We start from the raw sequence: 19,291 nt of genomic DNA on the forward strand, positions 1-19,291 counted from the left end.
ACCCCGCTACCGGGCTCCCGCCTGGCCCTCCTGCTCCTGCTGCTGGCGGGCGACCTCGGCCTTCACCTGGTCCATGTCGACCTCCTGGACCTTGCCGATCAGCTCCTCCAGCGCCGACGCCGGCAGGGCGCCGGGCTGCGCGTAGAGCACCACGCCGTCCCGCACCGCCATCAGCGTCGGGATGGACGAGATGCCGAAGGCCTGCGCCAGCTGGGTCTGGGCCTCGGTGTCGACCTTGCCGAACGTGATGTCGGGGTGCTTCTCCGACGCCTCGTCGAACACCGGCGCGAACTGCCGGCAGGGGCCGCACCAGGACGCCCAGAAGTCGACGAGCACGGTGCCGTCACCCGCCACGACCTCGTTGAAGTTGTCGGTCGTCAGTTCCACCGTCGCCATGTGTCCCTCAACCTCCTCGGCATCGCAGATGTTCCGGCTACCCGCGGAGGGCGGCCGGCAGTCCCGGTCCGGGCCGCGATCCGACGGGCGACCCGACCGTGTCGTGCGGGCGGAAGGCGCGGGCGTCGGCGTCGTAGACCAGGACGTCGGCGGTGCGGATGTCGAAGAACAGGCCCATCAGCTCGGCGTCGACGCCGAGCTCGCGCAGCCTGTCCAGCTGCACCGCGACGTTGACCATCGCCAGGCAGTCGCGCTGCTCGAAGCCGGCCTCGGCCCCCGCGCGTCCCGCGGGGTGCCCCGCCCGCCACGCGTCCAGGCTCGGCCGGCCGGTGCGCAGCCAGTCCCCCAGCGCGCCGTCCGGCATGTCGGTGGGGACGCCGTCGAGCAGGCCCTGCATTGCGCCGCAGCCCGAGTGTCCGCACACCGCGACGAGCGGGACGCGCAGCACCGAGGTCGCGTACTGCACCGCGGCCAGCGCACCGGTGCCGGAGACGAGGTTGCCGACGTTCTGCACGGTGAACAGGTCGCCGGGCCCGCTGTGCGTGATCATGTTCGGCAGCACCCGGGAGTCGGCGCAGGCCAGCAGCAGCCCGGACGGGCTCTGCCCGGCGGCCAGCCCGGAGAAGGTCGGCCGGACGTGCTCGGCCGTCTCCCGGTGGTAGGCCCGGACGCCGGCCAGCATCGGCGCGCTCGGCCCCTCCTGCGTGTGCCCGGCGTGCTCCGACCGCCACTGGGACCAGGTGGCGAACCGACCGTGCTGCGGGTCGGTGCGGGTCCCCGCGGGCTCGCTGACCTCGACCCACCCGCCGGTGGCGCGGTGCCGCCGGGTCCAGGACTCGAGGTGGTCGTAGGCGGTGTGGTCGAGGTAGTCCACGACGAGGTCGACGCGCACGGGCTCGCCGCCGGGCACCTCGTTCAGCACCCGGGACAACGCCGGCACCGACAGGAAGCTCAACGTGCCCTCGACGACGACGCGGCGCGGGGCGGCGTCCGTCGGCTCCTCCACTCGCACGCTGGTCCGGGCGGCGCGGCGCACCATCAGCAGCCCGGCGAGGACGAGACCGATCGCCACGCCCTCCAGCAGGTTCAGGAACACCACCCCGAGCACGGTCGCGACGTAGATCAGCAGCTCGCCGTGGGCCCGTGCGGTGCGGATGTCGGCCGGCTTGACCAACTGCAGCCCGACGACCACGAGCAGCCCGGACAGCGCCGCCAGCGGGATCATCTCGATCACCGACACCAGCACGACGCCGAACAGCGCGATCCACACGCCGTGCAGGACGGCGGAGGCTCGGGTCTGCGCCCCGGCCCGGACGTTGGCCGAGCTGCGGACGATCACGCCGGTGATCGGGAGACCGCCCAGCAGGCCGGAGACGGCGTTGCCGGCGCCCTGGCCCAGCAGCTCGCGGTCGGCGTTTGTGCGGGCGGCGCGGGCGCCGCCGTCGCGGTCCTGCGCCATCCGGTCGACGGCCACGGCCGAGAGCAGGCTCTCGACGCTCGCGACGAGCGCGACGGTCAGCATGCCGCCGAGCACGGCGGGCCAGAGGCCGGAGTCGGGCAGGACCGGCAGGGCGATCGACTCGAGGAGGTTGCCCGGCAGGTCGACGCGCGGGACGTCGGACAGCGCGACGCTCAGCGCGGTGGCCGCACCGACCGCGACGAGCGCGCCGGGCACCGCCTTCTGCGGACCGGGGAGGCGCGGCCACACGACCATGACCGCGATCGCGGTGAGCCCGACGACCACCGCGCCGCCGTGCAGGTTCGCCAGCTGTGCCGGGAACTCGCGGAGGTTGTCCAGCGCGCCGGTCTGCGCGGCGCCGCCGAGCACGACGTGCAGCTGCGCCAGCGCAATGGTCACGCCGATGCCCGCGAGCATGCCGTGGACGACGGCGGGCGGGATGGCCTGGGTGAACCGGGCGAGCCGGGAGAGCCCGAAGACGAGCTGCAGCAGGCCGGCGCCGACGGTGATCAGCGTGGTGACCTGCCAGCCGAACTGGTCGACGAGCCCGGCGACGATCACGGTCAGGCCGGCGGCGGGCCCGCTGACCTGCAGCGGGGAGCCGCCGAGCAGGCCCGCGACGACGCCGCCGACCACGGCGGCGATGAGGCCGGCCATGATCGGCGCGCCCGAGGCGAGCGCGATGCCCAGGGAGAGCGGGACGGCCACCAGGAACACCACGAGCGAGGCGCCGAGATCGGCGCGCAGCGTGCGGGAACCGGGGCGGGGGGCGGGTGCGTCCGGGGAGCGGTCGGGAGCGCGCCCGGCCTGGGCGACGCTCGAGGGGTGGTCCGGCACGTCGGGGTCCTCCGGTCAGGGGTCGGTCTGGCTGGGGGCGCACGAGTGCGGCTGTGCGGCCGTGCGGCGGTCTGCCCACTGATCACATCGGACGAGGAGGCCGTCCGGTTCCCGGCGGTCCGTGCCCGAACGTCCGATTTCACTGAATCGATCACCCCGTGTGCACACCGGGCGGTGACGGACGGCACGGCGATCACCGCCGGACCGTTCTTCCGGGTGATCTCGCGCCGCTGCGCGGTGTGCCCCACCCGCCCCTCGCGCGAATCCCTGGCCCGATCGTGTGGATCATGGTGGTCGGCGCCACAACCGACCCGATCGGATGATCTTCGGGTTAACCGCGCGTTACGCCGCCTCCGCGACGGCTGCGACTCCCGCCGCGAGCCGCGCGAGGTCGGCGTCGTCGCAGACGAAGGGCGGCATCGTGTAGACGAGGTCCCGGAAGGGCCGCAGCCAGACCCCGGCGTCGAGTGCCGCGGCCGTCGCGGCGGCCATGTCGACCGCGTGGTCCAGCTGGACGACCCCGATCGCCCCGAGCACCCGCACGTCCGTGACCCCCGGTGCCCGACGCAGCGGGGCGAGCCCGGTGGTCAGCGCCTCCTCGATGCGGCGGACCCGGGCCCGCCAGTCCTGGTCGAGCAGCAGTCGGGTGGACGCCAGCGCGACCGCCGAGGCGAGGGGGTTGCCCATGAACGTGGGCCCGTGCATGAGGACGCCGGCCTCGCCGTCGGTGATGCCGCGGGCCACCTCGCTGCTGCACAGTGCCGCGGCCATGGTCACGTAGCCGCCGGTCAGTGCCTTGCCCACGCACATCACGTCGGGCGAGATCCCTGCGTGGTCGGCGGCGAACAGCTCGCCGGTGCGCCCGAAGCCGGTGGCGATCTCGTCGAACACCAGCAGCACGTCGTGGGTGAGGCAGAGCTCCCGGAGCACGTGCAGGTAGCGCGGATCGTGAAAGCGCATGCCCCCCGCGCCCTGCACGACCGGCTCCACGATCACGGCCGCGAGCTCGTCGGCGTGCCTCTCGATCGCCTCGGCCAGCTCGGCCACGTAGTCGTGGGAGAACTCCCGCGGCGGGGCACCGACGAACACCTGCTGCGGCAGCACGTCCCGCCACAGGCCGTGCATCCCGCCGTCGGGGTCGCAGACGCTCATCGCGCCGAAGGTGTCGCCGTGGTAGCCGCCGCGCCAGGTCATCAGGCGGTGCTTGCCCGGACGCCCGCGCGAGCGCTGGTACTGCAGCGCCATCTTGATCGCGACCTCGACGGAGACCGAGCCCGAGTCGGCCAGGAAGACGTGCTGCAGCGGCTCCGGGGTGATGGCGACCAGCAGCCGGGCCAGGTCCACGGCGGGGCCGTGGGTGAGCCCGCCGAACATGACGTGGCTCATCCGGCCCAGCTGGTCGGTGACCGCCGCGTCGAGGACCGGGTGGCGGTAGCCGTGGATCGCCGCCCACCAGGAGGACATGCCGTCGACCAGCTCCCGGCCGTCGGCCGTGGTGAGCCGCACCCCCTGCGCGCCGACGATCGGCACCGGGTCCACGGCCGCCGGCATCGGGGCGTACGGGTGCCAGACGTGCGCGCGATCGGCGGCGACCAGGTCGGCGGTCGGATCGGGCACGGCGGCGGGACGGCGAGCGGCGGCGGTCACGCCGGGACCCTACGGTGTGGCCCGGCGTACACGGCGCGCCCGAGGCGGGGCACTATCCTGACGCGACCATGTCCGCCGAAGCCGGCACGGACGTCGGTCCGGGGGGCGCCGACGCCGGGGATCTCGAGGGCCCCCATCCGGTGCTGTCCCGACGCCGCGGCCTCGGTCAGACCAGCGCGCGCTCCCTGCTGCTGACCCTGCTCGGCGAGTTCGTGCTGCCGCGGGACGAGCCGGTGTGGACCCAGGTCCTGATCGACGTCCTCGGCGGGCTCGGCGTGGAGAGCAAGTCCGCCCGGCAGGCGCTGGCCCGCACCGCGGCGGAGGGCCTGGTCAGCTCCGACCGGGCCGGGCGCCGGGTGCGCTGGACGCTCACGGACGCCGGCCGGGACCTGCTCTCGGCCGGTGCCGAGCGCATCTACTCCTTCGGCAACCCCGCCCCCGCCTGGGACGGGCGCTGGCTCGTCCTGCTCGTCAGCGTCCCCGAGTCCCGGCGTCAGCTGCGCCACCGGCTGCGCACCCGACTGGCGTGGGCGGGCCTCGGCTCCCCCGCCCCCGGTGTCTGGGTCTCCCCCGACCCCGGCAAGGAGGCGGAGGTGGCGGACGTCGTCGCCGACCTCGGCCTCGAGGCGGTGACCAGTTCCTTCGTCGGCCCGTTCGGCCGCATCGGCGAGCAGGCCGACGTGGTGGCGCAGGCCTGGGACCTCGCCGCCGTCGAGCGGGAGTACGAGGACTTCCTGGCCGAGTTCGGTGGCGCCACGCCCGCCGGGTCGGCCGACGTGCTCACCCACCAGGTGCTGCTCGTGCACGCGTGGCGACGCTTCCCCTTCCTCGACCCGAAGCTCCCCGCGGAGCTGCTGCCCGCGGAGTGGGCGGGTACCCGCGCCGCCGCGCTCTTCGACACCCTGCACCGGCGCTGGCAGCGCCCCGCCCAGGCGCACTGGCGCTCCCTGGTGAGCCGGGCCGCCTGATCCCGTTGAACGAACGGCGCTCTCGCTCATACCTAGTGAGCGAGAGCGCCGTTCGTGCTGGTCAGGAGTGGGTCAGGAACCGACCTGGGGGCCGGGCCGGGGGTCGGGTCAGCCGAGGCAGCCGGGGCCCAGCAGGGCCTTCAGGTCGCCCATCAGCGCGGGGGTGTTGGTGACCTTGAGGTTGTCCGCGAGCTTCCAGTGGGTGATCTTGCTCCCGTAGACCAGGGCCAGGTGCACCTCGGAGGTGCCCGGGTGGTGGGTGAGCACCTCCTTGAGCTGCGCGACCCGCTCGGGGGTGCACAGCTCGGTGCGCAGGCTGACCTTGATCGGGAGCCCTGCCTCGCCGGCGGCCTGCAGCTCCGGCACGGCGAGGTCGTTGGCGATCAGCGAGACCCGGTCGTCCCGCTTGTTGACCCGGGCCTTGACCAGGACGATCGCGTCCTCCGCCACGTCGACGCCCACCACCTGGTAGGCCCGCGGGAAGAACAGCACCTCGATGCCACCGGCGAGGTCCTCGATCTGCGCGGATGCCCAGGGCTCGCCGTTCTTGTTCACCCGGCGGTTGACGTTGGTGAGGATGCCGCCGACGGTGACCTGCGCGCCCTCGCCGACCGTGCCCTCGAGGATCGACTGGATCGGGGTGTCCGCCTTGGCCGAGAGCGCCTGCTCGACGCCGTCGAGCGGGTGCCCGGAGACGTAGAGGCCCAGCATCTCCCGCTCGACGGCGAGCTTGTGCTTGGTGTCCCACTCCTCCTCGGGCACCTTGACGTCGAAGATCCCGCCGATGTCCGAGTCCTCACCGCCGCTGCCGTCGAGCGAGCCGAACAGGTCGAACTGGCCCATCGAGGCGGCCTTCTTGCTGCTCATGATCGCGTCGATCGCGTCCGCGTGGACGAGCAGCAGGCCCTTGCGCGAGTGGCCCAGCGAGTCGAACGCGCCCGCCTTGATCAGCGACTCGATGACCTTCTTGTTGCAGACCACGGCGTCGACCTTGCGCAGGAAGTCCGAGAAGTCGGTGAAGCCGCCCTTCTCCTTGCGCGCCGCGACGATCGCGTCGACCACGTTGTAGCCGACGTTGCGGATCGCGCCGAGGCCGAAGCGGATGTCGTCCCCGACCGGGGCGAAGTTGCGGACCGACTCGTTGACGTCCGGCGGGAGGACCTTGATCCCCATCCGGCGGCACTCGGCCAGGTAGACCGCGGCCTTGTCCTTGTCGTCCCGGACGGAGGTGAGCACCGCGGCCATGTACTCGGCCGGGTAGTTCGCCTTGAGGTAGGCCGTCCAGTAGGAGACCACGCCGTACGCCGCGGAGTGCGCGCGGTTGAAGGCGTAGTCGGAGAAGGGCAGCAGGATGTCCCAGAGGGTCTTGACCGCGTCCTCGGAGTAGCCGTGGTCCTTCATCCCCTGGGCGAAGCCGGCGTACTCCTTGTCCAGGATCTCCTTCTTCTTCTTGCCCATCGCCCGGCGGAGCAGGTCCGCCTTGCCGAGCGAGTAGCCCGCCAGCTTCTGTGCGATCGCCATGACCTGTTCCTGGTAGACGATCAGGCCGTACGTCTCGCCGAGGATGTCCTTGAGCGGTTCGGCCAGCTCCGGGTGGATGGGCTTGACCTCTTGCCGGCCGTTCTTGCGGTCGGCGTAGTCGTTGTGCGCGTTCGCGCCCATCGGACCGGGGCGGTAGAGCGCGCCGACGGCGGAGATGTCGTCGAACTCCGTGGGCGCCATCCGGCGCAGCAGGTCCCGCATCGGGCCGCCGTCCAGCTGGAACACGCCGAGCGTGTCGCCCCGGGCGAGCAGGTCGTAGGTCTTCGGGTCGTCCAGCTCGACGGACTCGATCTCGAGCTTCGGCTTGCCGTTGAGCTCGATGTTCTCCAGCGCGTCGTCGATGATCGTGAGGTTGCGCAGGCCGAGGAAGTCCATCTTCAGCAGCCCGAGCGTCTCGCAGACGCCCATGTCGAACTGCGTGATGATCGCCCCGTCCGCCTCGCGGCGCTGGATCGGGATGACGTCGATCAGCGGCTTGCTGGACATGATCACGCCCGCGGCGTGCACGCCCCACTGCCGCTTCAGGCCCTCGAGGCCCCGCGCGGTGTCGATGATCTCGCGGACCTGCGCGTCCGCCTCGTAGAGCGCGCGGACCTCGGTGGCCTCGGCGTACCGCTTGTGACCCGGGTCGAAGATCCCGGACAGCGGGATGTCCTTGCCCATGACGGCGGGCGGCATGGCCTTCGAGATCCGGTCCGCCACGGAGTAGCCGGGCTGGCCGAACAGCACGCGCGCGGAGTCCTTGATCGCGGCCTTCGCCTTGATCGTGGAGTACGTGATGATCTGGGCGATCCGGTCCTCGCCGTACTTCTCCGTGGTGTAGCGGATCATCTCGCCGCGCCGGCGCTCGTCGAAGTCCATGTCGATGTCCGGCATGGAGATGCGCTCGGGGTTGAGGAAGCGCTCGAAGATCAGCTTGTGCCGGATCGGGTCGAGGTCCGTGATCTCGAGCGCGTACGCGATCAGCGAGCCCGCCGCGGAGCCACGCCCGGGGCCGCACCGGATGCCGACGGACTTCGCGTACTGGATGAGGTCCGCGGTGACCAGGAAGTAGCCGGGGAAGCCCATCTGGATGATCACGCCGAGCTCGTACTCGGCCTGGCGGCGGTACTGCTCGGTGACGCCGTTCGGGAAGCGCTTGTGCAGCCCCCGCTCGACCTCCTTGATCAGCCAGGACTCCTCCGTCTCCCCTTCAGGGACGGGCGCGCGCGGCATGAGGTCCTGGTGCCCGAAGCTCACGTTCACCCGCTCGGCGATCGCGAGCGTGTTGTCGCAGGCCTCGGGGTGGATCGGGTCCCACATCGCGCGCATCTCGGCGGGCGACTTGAGGTAGAAGTCCTGCGCGTCGAACTTGAAGCGGTTCGGGTCCGCGAGCGTCTTCCCGGTCTGCACGCAGAGCAGCACCTCGTGCGGCTTGGTGTCGTCCGGGTAGGTGTAGTGCAGGTCGTTCGTGGCCAGGCCGGGCAGGTCGAGGCGCTTCTTCAGCGCGAAGAGGTCCTCCTGGACCCGCTTCTCGATCTCGATCCCGTGGTCCATCAGCTCGCAGAAGAAGTTCTCCCTGCCGAAGATGTCCCGGTAGTCGCTCGCGGCCTGGCACGCGTCGTCGAAGCGGTCCTGCTGCAGCAGGCGCGCGACCTCGCCGGACGGGCAGCCGGTGGTGGCGATGATCCCCTTGCCGTAGGTCTCCAGCAGCTCCCGGTCCATGCGGGGCTTGTAGTAGTAGCCCTCGAGGCTGGCCAGGCTGGAGAGCCGGAAGAGGTTGTGCATCCCCTCCGTGTTCTCGGCCAGCAGCGTCATGTGGGTGTACATCTCACCCGGGTTGTCGTCGCTGACCGTCTGGCCGCCGAGGGTGGCGCGCTTGCGTTCGTGCCGCGAGCCCGGGGAGAGGTAACCCTCCATGCCGATGATCGGCTTGACCCCGGCCGCGTTGGCCTTCTTCCAGAACTCGTAGGCCCCGTAGACGTTCCCGTGGTCGGTCATCGCCAGCGCGGGCATCTCCATCCGCGCGGCTTCGGCGAACAGGTCGTCGAGCCGGGCCGCACCGTCGAGCATGGAGAACTCGGTGTGCGTGTGGAGGTGGACGAAGGAGTCAGTCATGAGCGACTCCGCACTGATCCACTCTGCTGTTCCCGCTCGCCGGGGCCATGGGGCGTCGAGACTCCCTTCACGCGCTCGCGCGCGGGTCGTGCGGCGGGCCCGCAGGGCCCCGACGGGCGCCCTCCCGGCCGCCTTCGGGGTGCGGCGTCCGGGTGCACGGCCGGCGACCGGACGGTGGCCGGTCGGCCGGCGGGTGTCGGGTCCCCCGGGTCCGGGGGTGCGGCCAGACTAGCCCCGGCCACCGACAGTTCCGTGACCGCGGCCGGGCCCGCCGCGAACCCGCAGCTCACCGCGCCGAGGCGTGTCGAGGTCCCGGCGCGTCGCCACCCCCGGGCGTGTCGCGGTCCCGGATCAGGCCGCGAGGGCCGGTGCGGCGGGCCGCGCGGCGACCCGGCCGTAGACCTCCTCGAAGGCGTCGAGAGTGGCGTCGAGGGCGTGCCCGGCCACCAGCTCGCGGGCGGCCGCGCCCATCCGCCGGCGGGCCGCCGGGTCGCGCAGCAGCGCGGCCAGGACCGAGGTCAGGACGTCGACGTCGCCGGGCGGGAAGAGCCACCCGGTCCGGCCGGGCCGGACCAGGTGCGGCAGCGCCATCGCGTCGGCGGCGACCACCGGCTTGCCCGCCGCCATGGCCTCCAGCGTGACGAGGCTCTGCAGCTCGGCGACGCCGGGCATGCAGAAGACCGCGCACCGCCGGTACGCCGCGAGCAGGGTCTCCTCGTCGACGAACCCGTGGAACACCACCCGGTCGCCGAGCCCCAGCTCCCCCGCCAGCCGCTGCCAGGCGGCACGCTCGGAGCCGTCGCCGACGATCTCCAGCCGCACGGGGGCGGCCAGCCGGGCGGTGGCTCGGAGCAGCTCGTCGACGCGCTTCTCCTGGTCCAGCCGGCCGACGAACAGGATCGTGGGGGTCGGGTCCTCCCGCCCGCCCGCGTACCGGGCCACGTCCACCCCGCAGGAGATCGCCGTCGCCGCCAGGCCGGTCCTGGCCGTCAGCAGCTCGACGGCGCGGGGTGTGGGCGCGGTGCGGGCGGCGGCGCGGCCGTACACCCGCCGGACGTCGTGCCACGCCAGCCGCGCCGCGGCCCGGTGCAGGACCCCGGGCACCCGGGCGTGGGCGAACAGGTTCTCGGGCATGAAGTGGTTGGTCGCGACGAGCGGGCGCCCGGTCGCGGACGCGGCCGCCGCCAGCCCGCGCCCGACCGAGAAATGCGCCTGCACGTGCACGACGTCCGGGTCCACCACCTCGAGCACGGCCGCCGCCGCGGGGCCGGCCTCCCACGGCAGGCACACGCGGAAGTTCTCGTGCAGCGGGTAGCGGCGCGAGCGCACCCGGTGCACGGTCACCGCGCCGAACCGGTGCACCCTGGGCGGGCCCTCCGGCGAGGGTGCGGCCACGTGGACGTCGTGGCCGCGGCCGGCCAGGCCGGTGGCCAGGCGTTCGGCGAACCGGGCCGCGCCGTTGACGTCGGGCGCGAAGGTGTCCGCGCCGAGCAGGATTCTCACGTCGGTACCTCTTTCGGAGTTCGTCGCTCTGTCGGGGTGGGGCGGGGGGCGGCCTCGGGGTGGTGCCGGGCGAGCAGGGCGACCCCGGCCGTCGCGACGGCGCCGGCGCCCAGCAGGAAGGCCATGCCGGCGGGGCCGAGCCCGCCGGCCTCGCCGAGCAGGCCGGCGCCGAGCCCGGTGGCCACGAACGGGTCGACGACGGTCAGCGTGGCCACCACGACCGCGGGCGGGCCGGCGGCGAAGCCCTGCTGGACGAGCCAGCCGCCGGCGGCCAGCGCGACGGCCAGGGCGGCGGCCGCGCCGAGCAGGGTCGCCGGGTCCGCGGTCGCGAACTGCACGGAGACCGCCCGCAGCAGCGCGGAGACCAGGCCGAACGCGACGGCGCCCCCTGCGGCGAACGCGACGCACCGGATCCGGCCGTTCGTCCGGGCCGCGAGGACGGCGAGGGCGAGTCCGACGGTCGCGGCGGCGGTCCCGGAGACCAGGAGGAACCGACCGAGATCGGCGGGAGCGTCCGGGGTGGCGGCGGCCGCCGTCCGGACGACGAGCGCGACGCCGGCCACGCAGAGGGCCACGCCGCCGACGACCCGCTTCGGTAGCCGGCTCCCCCGAAGGCCGAGCGCGACCGCGAGCGGGACGGCGAGGACCCCGACCGGCTGCACGACGCTCACCGGTGCCAGGACCAGCGCGAGCGCGTGCAGGCCGGCACCCCCGGCGGCCAGCCCGGCGCCGGCGAGCCAGCGGGGGTGGGCGAGGAGTTCGCGGAGGTCGACCTTGCTGCGCGGCGCGATCGCTCCGTGCTGGAGCACGGCGGCGCAGGCGAAGCAGGCCGCGCCCGCCACGGCGAGCAGGAGCGCGAGCGCGGTCACGGGGTGGTCCTCGGGGTGGCCGGGGTGGTGATCGGGGAGAGGCCGGCGGCGCTCGCCTGCGGCGGGGTCGTCGGCGCCGGGCTCGTCGGCGGCGGGGTCGTCGGCGGCGGGGTCGTCGGCGCTGGGGCCGGCGCCGGGGTCATCGGTGCTGGGTTCATCGGCACTGGGACCGACGGCAGCGGGGTCGTCGGCGGCGGGGGCGTCGGCGTCGGGGGCGTCGGGGGCGTCGACGGTCGGAGGGCGAGGGCGGTCGTGGTCAGCAGCGCGGTCACCGCCCCGTACAGAACCCGCTCCACCCCACCCAGCAGGGGAAATGCGGATGAACCCGCGACGACGATCGGCAGATGGGCGAGCAGGAACGCTGCCGAGAGCGTCGCGGTGAGCAGGGCGAGCCCGACGACCCGGCGACGGCCGGCGGCCCGGATCGCGGGCCCGCGGGCCAGGAGCAGGACAGCGAGCGGCAGGACCGCGAAGATCCACGCCCCCGCATAGCGGTGCACGGCCGCGGCGAGGTCGGGCGGTGTGCCGGGCACGTTCGTCGGCACGATGCCGGCCACGACCATCGCCGCCGACCAGCTCGCGAGGAGGGCGACGGCAGTGCGCGAGCCTCCGGCCCGGGCCGCCGCGCCGGCCAGCACCGCGCCGCCGAGGGCCAGCGCGACCGCGGCGATGGCGAGCACGAGGTGCCCGCCGGGCAGCAGGACGTAGTCGCTGACGGTGTGCACCAGCGGGTCCACCGCCGGGGTGTGCAGGGCGCCCGCCACGTGCAGCACCACCACCGCCCAGGCCGCGATCGCCACCCCCGCCGCCACCAGCGCGGCGGGAAGGGTGAGGGCGCGCCGTCCCGATCCGGTCCCCCGTGGACCCGGCGGTGGAGGCGCGGGCGGTGAGGGAGTCGAGGGCGGTGAGGGAGTCAGTGGCGGTGACGGCGCCGCGGCCGGCGATGGAGTCGCGGGCGGTGAGGGAGTCGCGGGCGGTGAGGGAGTCGCGGGCGGCGCTGCGGCCGGCGCTGCGGCCGGTGCTGCGGCCGGTGCTGCGGCCGGTGCTGCGGGCGGCGGGCCGGTCGTTCCCCGTGCCGCTGCGTCCGCCGCACACGCGGCCGATGCGATCACCATGGCAGGCGCGACCACCGCCGCCACACCCGCCTCGCTCCCCCGCTGGTTCACGTGATCAACGCTCGCAGCGCGGGCGTCCCGCCGGAATCCGGTGATCCACCGAGCCGACCCGGGGGTCACCCCGACCTTTCCCGGGGTCGCCCACCCCACCACGCAGCCGCCGATGCCGCTCGGGTGATCGCGACACGGCTCGGGCTCCGCACAGGAGCACCGGCACCCTGCACGAGGCGCTGTTCCTGCGCGAGGCGCCGTTCCTGTGCGAACGGTCGTCGCCGGGCGTCGGGCACGTCGGCGGAGCCTGCCCTGCGCACCTGGGCACCTGCACATTGCCTGGCCCCCGGTCGCACATCCTCTATGGCGGCCCCTCACACCCGCGACGTCGCTGCCACACCTCGTCGACGACCTGTACCGCGCTCGTCCGGGTGTGAGAGGACGTCAACCGGGCCGTCCGACGCGGTTCCGCCTCCGCAGGGCAGGAGGACGCGTCCCGTCGCATCCACCGGCGCCGACCAGGACCGATGCCGAGGAGCGCGGCATCTCGAGGTGCGCGGCACAGGTCGCGGACGCTGTGCCGCCGATCAACCGGGTGTGCCGCGAGGCAGCAACGGGTGTACCGGAACGGGAAGCAGAGATCGCCGACCGGCGCACGCCGACGCGAGCCGCACGGAGCGGCGGCCGCATCCAGGCCGCCGTGGGTGTGGCAGGCGGCCGTCGGCCGGGCCCGCTGCTGCTTCTGACAGCGTCCGCACAGCGCGCCGAGCGACACGAGCGGGTCACCGAGGACACCCACGCCCGCGCCGGCACACCCCGGGGAGTGCGACACACCTGGTCGACCGGGTGTGCGGCCTACCTTCCGGATGTGGCATGCGTCAGGAGCGGGTGTGCCGAGGCAGGAACGGATGTGCGAGGCGGGGCTCGAGCCGGCGCGGGTGTGGCGGGGTCGGAGCTCGAGCCGGCGCGGGTGCGGCGGGGTCAGAACTCGGGTCGGCGCGGGTGTCGGAGCCGGAGCTCGAGCCGGCGCGGGCGTGGGGCCGGGGCTCGAGCAGGAGCGGGTGTGCCGAGGCAGGAACGGATGTGCGAGGCGGGGCTCGAGCCGGCGCGGGTGCGGCGGGGTCAGAGCTCGGGTCGGCGCGGGTGTGGCGGGGGCCAGATCTCGAGCCGGCGCGAACATGGCGGGGCCGGAGCCCGAGCCGGCGCGGGTGTGTCGGAGCCAGAGCTCGAGCCGGTGTGGGGGTGTCGCGCCGGGCGGGTGTGCCGGCCCCGCCTCCCCTGGGCGGAGCAGCGGGCTGGGCTAGGGGGCGCTTCCCGGGCGCCGGCACGAGCTCGGCCGACCTGTGGACCTTCCTCGGGCGGGCGGGATCAGGGGACGGGGCCGTCGTCGGGGAGGGGGTCGGCGGCGGTGGTCTGGTCGGGCAGCAGCGGGGAGAGGGCGAGCTCGGGGGCGGTGACCCCGGCCGGCGCCGCCTCGACCGCCCGCACCCCCGGAGCCCCGGCAAGCGCGTCCAGCCCGGCGCGGTCCGCCTCCATCACCAGCGCCACCACGCACGCGCAGGGGCCGGCGTAGGCCGCCGCCTCCGCCGTCGCGACCGCGGCGGGACGGCCGGTGAGCCGGGAGGCGTCGGCGGTCGCGGCGTAGCCGGCGCGTTGGCGGGCGGTGTCGAGGGCCGCGGCGACCGGTGCGCCGGCGGGGAGGGTCTCGAAGCGCAGGGCGGTCTGGACCCGCGGGAGCGGCATCCGGAAGACGACCTCGGCGACCGGCGCCGACCCGGTCAGCCCCGCGGCGGCCGCGGTGGTGACCTCCTGCTCGAGCTGCACCAGCGCCAGCGCGCGCTCCCCCGGGGCGGGCAGGGTCGCGGGCAGCCGGGCGAGGTAGTCCGACACGGCCTCGCCGGGGTCCGGCCCGAGCCGCACCTGGCCCTGCGCGACCGCCGGCCCGCGCCCGGCCGAGAGCGACCGCGACTGGGCCGTCGCGTACCCCACCGCCGCCAGCACGGCGAGCACGCACACCACGATCAGCCAGCGCCGACCGCGGCGGGTGAGCAGGCCCCCCTCGTCGCCCGAGGATTCGGCCGAGCCGGCGGAGCCGGAGGTGTCGGCGGGGTCGGGTCCGTCGGGCTCGTGGTGCTCAGTCACGCAGCCGCTCGAGCGCCCGGGCGAGGTCCGGCGGGTACTCGCTGACGAACTCGACCCACCGCCCGTCGGCGGGGTGCTCGAAGCCCAGCGAGCGGGCGTGCAGCCACTGCCGCTGCAGCCCCAGGCGCTTGGCGAGGGTGGGGTCGGCGCCGTAGGTCAGGTCGCCGACGCACGGGTGCCGCAGCGCGGAGAAGTGCACCCGGATCTGGTGGGTGCGCCCGGTCTCGAGGTGCACGTCGAGCAGCGAGGCGGCCCGGAAGGCCTCGACGGTGTCGTAGTGCGTGACGCTCGGCTTGCCCTCCGCCACCACGGCGAACTTGTAGTCGTGCTTGGGGTGCCGGTCGATCGGCGCGTCGATCGTGCCGCTGGTCGGGTCGGGGTGCCCCTGCACGACCGCGTGGTAGCGCTTGTCGACCGTGCGTTCCTTGAACGCCCGCTTCAGCACCGAGTAGGCGTACTCTGACTTGGCGACGACCATCACGCCGGTGGTCCCGACGTCCAGCCGGTGCACCACGCCCTGCCGCTCCGCGGCGCCCGAGGTCGACACCCGCACGCCGAGCGCGGCCAGCCCGCCGACGACCGTGGGCCCGGTCCAGCCCGGGCTGGGGTGCGCGGCGACCCCCACCGGCTTGTCGACGACGACGACGTCCTCGTCCTCGTACAGCACCGTCATGCCGCCCACCAGCTCCGGCGGTGCGGCGATGACCGCGGGTGCGTCGGGTGCGGGCAGCTCGACCTCGAGCCAGCTGCCCGCGGTGAGCCGGTCCGACTTGCCGGCGGCGCGGCCGTCGAGCGCGATCATGCCGTCCTCGGCGAGGGTGGCGACGACGGTCCGGGACAGGCCGAGCAGCCGGGACAGGCCGGCGTCGACCCGCATGCCGTCGAGACCGTCCGGAACGGGGAGCTGGCGGACGTCACTCACCGGCCGGCTCCCGCTCCGTCACGCCGGCCCGGGTCCCGTCGAGCTCGCGCCCCGTGAGCGCGAGCAGGACCAGCAGGATCCCGCCGCAGACGATGCTCGAGTCGGCGAGGTTGAAGACCGGGAAGAACGAACCGTCCGTCCGGACCACCGAGATGATGTCGACGACGTGGCCCTGCAGCGGCCCCGGCGCACGGAAGATCCGGTCGACCAGGTTGCCCAGCGCTCCGCCGAGCACGAGCCCGAGCGCGATCGCCCAGCCCACCGACCGTAGCTTCCGGGAGATCCGGATGATCACCACGACCACGCCGAGCGCGATGATCGACAGCACCCACGTGTAGCCGGTCGCCATGGAGAAGGCGGCGCCCGGGTTGCGCACCAGGACCAGGTTGACCAGCCCACCGAGCAGCCGCACCGGCGGCCCGTCCTCCAGCGTGGCGACGGCGAGGACCTTGGTCAGGATGTCCAGCAGCAGGACGACGGGCGCCACGAGCGCGAGCACCCAGACCCGGCGTGGCGGGAGGGGTGCGGTGTCGGTGCGCTCGGCGGGCTCGTCGGTCACACCCTCGATTATGCGGGCTTTCCGGGCCCGTCCGGACGGGGGCCGGGATCGGTGTCCCGCCAGCGCACCAGCGCGCCGCCCCGGTCGACGTCACGCAGCCGCTCCTCGGTGCGCTGGCGGACCTCGGCGGTGGCCACCACGAGGAGCTGGTCGTGCTCGCGCAGCCGGGTCTGCCCGCTCGGGGTGAAGGCCTCGTCACCGCGCACGACCAGGCTGACCATGGCGCCGACGGGCAGCCGCAACTCCCGGATGTAGACCCCGCGCAGCCTCGAGCCGGCGGGGATCCGGACCTGCAGCAGGTCGGCGTGCAGTTCGTCGAGCGGGGCGGCGTCGACCTGGACGTCCTTCGGCTCGACGGAGCGCGCGACCCCCAGCAGCCGGGCGACCCACGGCAGGGTCGTTCCCTGTAGCAGGGTGAGGATCACGACGAGCACGAACACGACGTCGACCAGGTTGGCCGCACCCGGCGCCCCCTCCACCAGGGCGATCAGCGCGAGCACGATGGGCACCGCCCCGCGCAGCCCCGACCAGGACAGGAACGCCTGCTCCCGCCACGGCACCTTGAAGGGCAGCGCGGCCGCGACCACCGACACCGGCCGGGCGAGCACCAGCAGGACGCCGGCGGCGATCAGTGCGGGGACCACGGCGTCGGTCAACCGGGCGGGGCTCACGTACAGCCCGAGCAGCACGAACAGTCCGATCTGCGCGAGCCAGCCGGTGCCCTCGGCGAAGGAGAGCACGCCCCCGCGGTGCGGCAGCCGCGAGTTGCCCAGCACGAGCGCGCAGACGTAGGTGGCGAGCAGACCGGAGGCGTGCGCCAGCTGTCCGCACGCGAAGGCGAGCACGCACACGGCCAGCGCGGCGAGCGGGTAGAGGCCGGTCGCCGGCAGCGCGGCGCGGCGCAGCGCCCAGCCGCCGGCGAAGCCGAGGGCGAACCCGATCAGCCCGCCCGCGATCAGCTCGTACACGACGAGCAGCGGGGTCAGCCAGGTCAGCGGGTCGTCCGAGGCGAGGAGGAGGACGGCGAGGACGACCGGGGCGTCGTTCATGCCGGACTCGAGCTCCAGGGCACCGGCGAGCCGCGGGGACACCCCCACCCCGCGCAGCACGCTGAACACCGCGGCCGCGTCCGTCGAGGAGAGGACCGCACCCCAGAGGAAGGCCACCCGCCAGTCCAGCCCGAGCAGGTAGTGGAGCGCCGTCCCGGCGACGGCGATGCTGACGACGACGGCGATCGTCGAGAGCCCGATGCCGATCCCCAACGACGGCCGCACCGCCTGCCAGCGGGTGGTCAGACCGCCCTCGACCAGGATGAGCACCAGCGCGGCGATGCCGAGGTTCTCGGTGAGCGCGGCGTTGGAGAACTGGACGCCGAGGACGGCCTCGCCGAGCAGGATCCCGATGCCCAGGTAGAGCAGCAGCGAGGGCAGGCCGAGCCGGACGGACACCCGCACCGCGAGCACACCGATCAGCAGGACGGCGGCGACGACGCCGAGCAGGACCTCCAGACTCATCGCCCACCCCCGGCTCGTGCGCGGATCACCCTATCGGCGCAGGTCACCCGTCGGCACGCGGGTGCGCGCACGGCGTGTCCCCCGACGCCCGACGCGGCCGGCGGACGGAACGGTGCGGCGCGTCGGGTCCTGCCGCAGGATGGTCGCCATGCCGTCGCCCGCCCGGACGATCACGCCCTCCCGTCCGCGGCGGGTCCTCCCCCGGTCCGGGGGCCTGGCCACGGCGGTCGCGCTGCTCGTCGCGACGAACGTGCTGGCCGGCCTCGTGTGGCCGGCGTGGGCGGTGCCGGGGAAGGTCGTGGCGACCGTGCTCCTGCTGGTCCTGGCCCGGGCCTGCGGGTTGGGACGGGCGGACCTGGGGCTCGGCCGGCGCGGCCTCGGCCGGGGGCTCGTCGTCGGCGGGATCGTCGTGGCGCTCGTCGCCGTGGTCTACCTCGTGGGGGTCGCGCTGCCCGCGACCCGGACCGCGTTCCAGGACAGCCGTGCCGCGGGCGGTGTCGGCGTGCTGCTCTACGCGGCGCTGGTCCGCATCCCGCTCGGCACCGTCCTGTTCGAGGAGATCGCCTTCCGCGGCGTGCTCCCCGGGCTGGTCGGCGGCGGATGGTGGCGGCGGACGTCGGTCGCGTCCGCCCTGTTCGGGTTGTGGCACATCCTGCCGTCCTTGGGCCTGGACAGCGCGAACGCCGCGGTCGGGGCGACCCTCGGCGGCTGGGGCGACGCCGGGCGGGCGGCATTCGCGGTCGTCGCGACCTTCGGGGCGGGGATCCTGCTGTGCGCGCTGCGCCGCTGGGGCGGGCACCTGGTCACCCCGATGCTGGCGCACCTGGCGACGAACTCGCTGGGCGTGGTGGTCGCCTGGGTCGTGGTCTCCTGATCAGGGGCGCCAGACGAGCGTGGCCGCGCTGCGCGGCCGCGGCGGGATCTCCTCGAGGGCCGCGGCGACCTCGGGCTCGCGCTCGGGCGGCAGGCACAGCCGTCGGGTGACCCAGGCCGGGGAGTGCGGTGCCCGCCGCTCCCGGTCCCACCGGGTGACCTCGGGCTCGACGCCCTGCTCCCGCAGCACGGCGACGGCGTCGTCGACGGTCGCGGGCTCCGGCCGGTGGAGGTCGTGGAAGCGCACCCAGAGCGGGTCGAGCCAGGCCATCGGGTGCTCGGCCAGTATTTCGACGACGACGCCGCGCCCGGCCGCCGCGGTCAACGCGGCGACGAAGGGCGGCAGGTCGACGACGTTGTGCAGCACGTGGTGCGACACCACGACGTCCGCGGTTCCGGCCTCCGTCGCGACGTCCGGCCAGCGGCCCAGGACGGTCCGGGCGGGCACCCCGCGGACGTCGGCGCCCCTCTCGAAGAGGTCGAGCATGTCCTGCTGGCCGTCCACCCCGGTGGCGTGGGTCAGCGGCCCGACCAGCGCGAACGCCGCGTCGCCCCCGCCGCACCCGACGTCGAGCACCGTGCCGGCGGGGCCGAGCAGGGCCAGCCCGGCCGCCCGGGACGGGGTGTCCGCGGGGACGGTGGGCGCGGTGAAGTCCTGCGGGTCGTGCCCCCAGGGGCTGACCGGGGCCTGCGCCAGGATCCCGGGCGGGACGCCCCGCCCGGACTGCAGCTCCGCCCACCGCTCGGCAGCACTCCCCACGGCGGATCACCCTAGCCCGGCTCCGACCGCCCGATGGGCGAACGGCACTCTCGCTCACCAGGTCTGAGCGAACGGCACTCTCGCTCACTAGATCTGA

Annotated in this window: 14 protein-coding genes; 2 read left to right on the forward strand and 12 right to left on the reverse strand. The window is 74.4% G+C overall.

What is annotated here, in order from left to right; genetic code table 11:
- Positions 1-6: 6 nt before the first annotated feature.
- The 3 genes from trxA to ABD990_RS06955 all read right to left on the reverse strand — a co-directional run bounded on the left by trxA (position 7) and on the right by ABD990_RS06955 (position 4,339).
- A complete protein-coding gene (gene trxA / locus ABD990_RS06945) occupies positions 7-396 on the reverse strand; it encodes a thioredoxin (protein WP_345379162.1) in 390 nt (129 codons plus the stop codon).
- Positions 397-433: 37 nt separating this feature from the next.
- The gene (locus ABD990_RS06950) at positions 434-2,692 is read right to left on the reverse strand and encodes a SulP family inorganic anion transporter (protein ID WP_345379163.1); all 2,259 of its coding nucleotides are present in this window, start codon (positions 2,690-2,692) and stop codon (positions 434-436) included.
- Positions 2,693-3,034: 342 nt separating this feature from the next.
- Entirely contained in the window at positions 3,035-4,339 is a 1,305-nt protein-coding gene (locus ABD990_RS06955) for an adenosylmethionine--8-amino-7-oxononanoate transaminase (RefSeq protein ID WP_345379165.1), read from the reverse strand.
- Positions 4,340-4,407: 68 nt separating this feature from the next.
- Between ABD990_RS06955 and ABD990_RS06960 the strand changes: the two genes are divergently transcribed.
- On the forward strand, positions 4,408-5,307 hold the full coding sequence (locus ABD990_RS06960; RefSeq protein ID WP_345379166.1) for a PaaX family transcriptional regulator: 900 nt from the start codon (positions 4,408-4,410) through the stop codon (positions 5,305-5,307).
- Positions 5,308-5,415: 108 nt separating this feature from the next.
- Here the strand turns inward: ABD990_RS06960 and dnaE are convergent, their stop codons facing one another.
- The 8 genes from dnaE to ABD990_RS07000 form a co-directional block, all read right to left on the reverse strand.
- Positions 5,416-8,946, reverse strand: a complete 3,531-nt coding sequence (gene dnaE / locus ABD990_RS06965) for a DNA polymerase III subunit alpha (RefSeq protein WP_345379167.1) — start codon at positions 8,944-8,946, stop codon at positions 5,416-5,418.
- A 351-nt stretch (positions 8,947-9,297) separates the two neighbouring features.
- Positions 9,298-10,449: a glycosyltransferase gene (locus ABD990_RS06970; RefSeq protein WP_345379168.1), complete on the reverse strand. Its 1,152-nt coding sequence runs from the start codon at positions 10,447-10,449 to the stop codon at positions 9,298-9,300.
- Positions 10,446-11,318 carry a hypothetical protein gene (locus ABD990_RS06975; RefSeq protein ID WP_345379170.1) on the reverse strand — a complete coding sequence of 291 codons (873 nt, stop codon included), beginning with the start codon at positions 11,316-11,318 and terminating at the stop codon, positions 10,446-10,448. The genes ABD990_RS06970 and ABD990_RS06975 overlap by 4 nt, the downstream gene beginning before the upstream one ends.
- The gene (locus ABD990_RS06980; RefSeq protein ID WP_345379172.1) at positions 11,315-12,130 is read right to left on the reverse strand and encodes a DUF998 domain-containing protein; all 816 of its coding nucleotides are present in this window, start codon (positions 12,128-12,130) and stop codon (positions 11,315-11,317) included. Before ABD990_RS06980 ends, ABD990_RS06975 begins: the two co-directional genes overlap by 4 nt.
- 1,662 nt (positions 12,131-13,792) lie before the next feature.
- Positions 13,793-14,566 carry a hypothetical protein gene (locus ABD990_RS06985; protein WP_345379173.1) on the reverse strand — a complete coding sequence of 258 codons (774 nt, stop codon included), beginning with the start codon at positions 14,564-14,566 and terminating at the stop codon, positions 13,793-13,795.
- Positions 14,559-15,443, reverse strand: a complete 885-nt coding sequence (locus ABD990_RS06990) for an RluA family pseudouridine synthase (protein ID WP_345379535.1) — start codon at positions 15,441-15,443, stop codon at positions 14,559-14,561. The genes ABD990_RS06985 and ABD990_RS06990 overlap by 8 nt, the downstream gene beginning before the upstream one ends.
- A gap of 37 nt (positions 15,444-15,480) precedes the next feature.
- Complete coding sequence (gene lspA, locus ABD990_RS06995; RefSeq protein ID WP_345379174.1) at positions 15,481-16,047, reverse strand: signal peptidase II; 567 nt, start codon at positions 16,045-16,047, stop codon at positions 15,481-15,483.
- A gap of 8 nt (positions 16,048-16,055) precedes the next feature.
- Positions 16,056-17,561, reverse strand: coding sequence for a potassium/proton antiporter (locus ABD990_RS07000; protein WP_345379175.1), 1,506 nt, complete (start codon positions 17,559-17,561; stop codon positions 16,056-16,058).
- A gap of 148 nt (positions 17,562-17,709) precedes the next feature.
- On the opposite strand from ABD990_RS07000, the gene ABD990_RS07005 reads away from it, so the two are divergent.
- Positions 17,710-18,435, forward strand: a complete 726-nt coding sequence (locus ABD990_RS07005; RefSeq protein ID WP_345379176.1) for a CPBP family intramembrane glutamic endopeptidase — start codon at positions 17,710-17,712, stop codon at positions 18,433-18,435.
- Here ABD990_RS07005 and ABD990_RS07010 read toward each other — a convergent pair whose 3' ends face one another.
- The gene (locus ABD990_RS07010) at positions 18,436-19,194 is read right to left on the reverse strand and encodes a class I SAM-dependent methyltransferase (protein ID WP_345379177.1); all 759 of its coding nucleotides are present in this window, start codon (positions 19,192-19,194) and stop codon (positions 18,436-18,438) included.
- Between the last annotated feature and the right edge of the window lie 97 nt (positions 19,195-19,291).

The sequence above is a fragment of the Pseudonocardia yuanmonensis genome, assembly GCF_039542425.1.
In the GTDB taxonomy this organism is placed as follows: Bacteria; Actinomycetota; Actinomycetes; order Mycobacteriales; family Pseudonocardiaceae; genus Pseudonocardia; species Pseudonocardia yuanmonensis.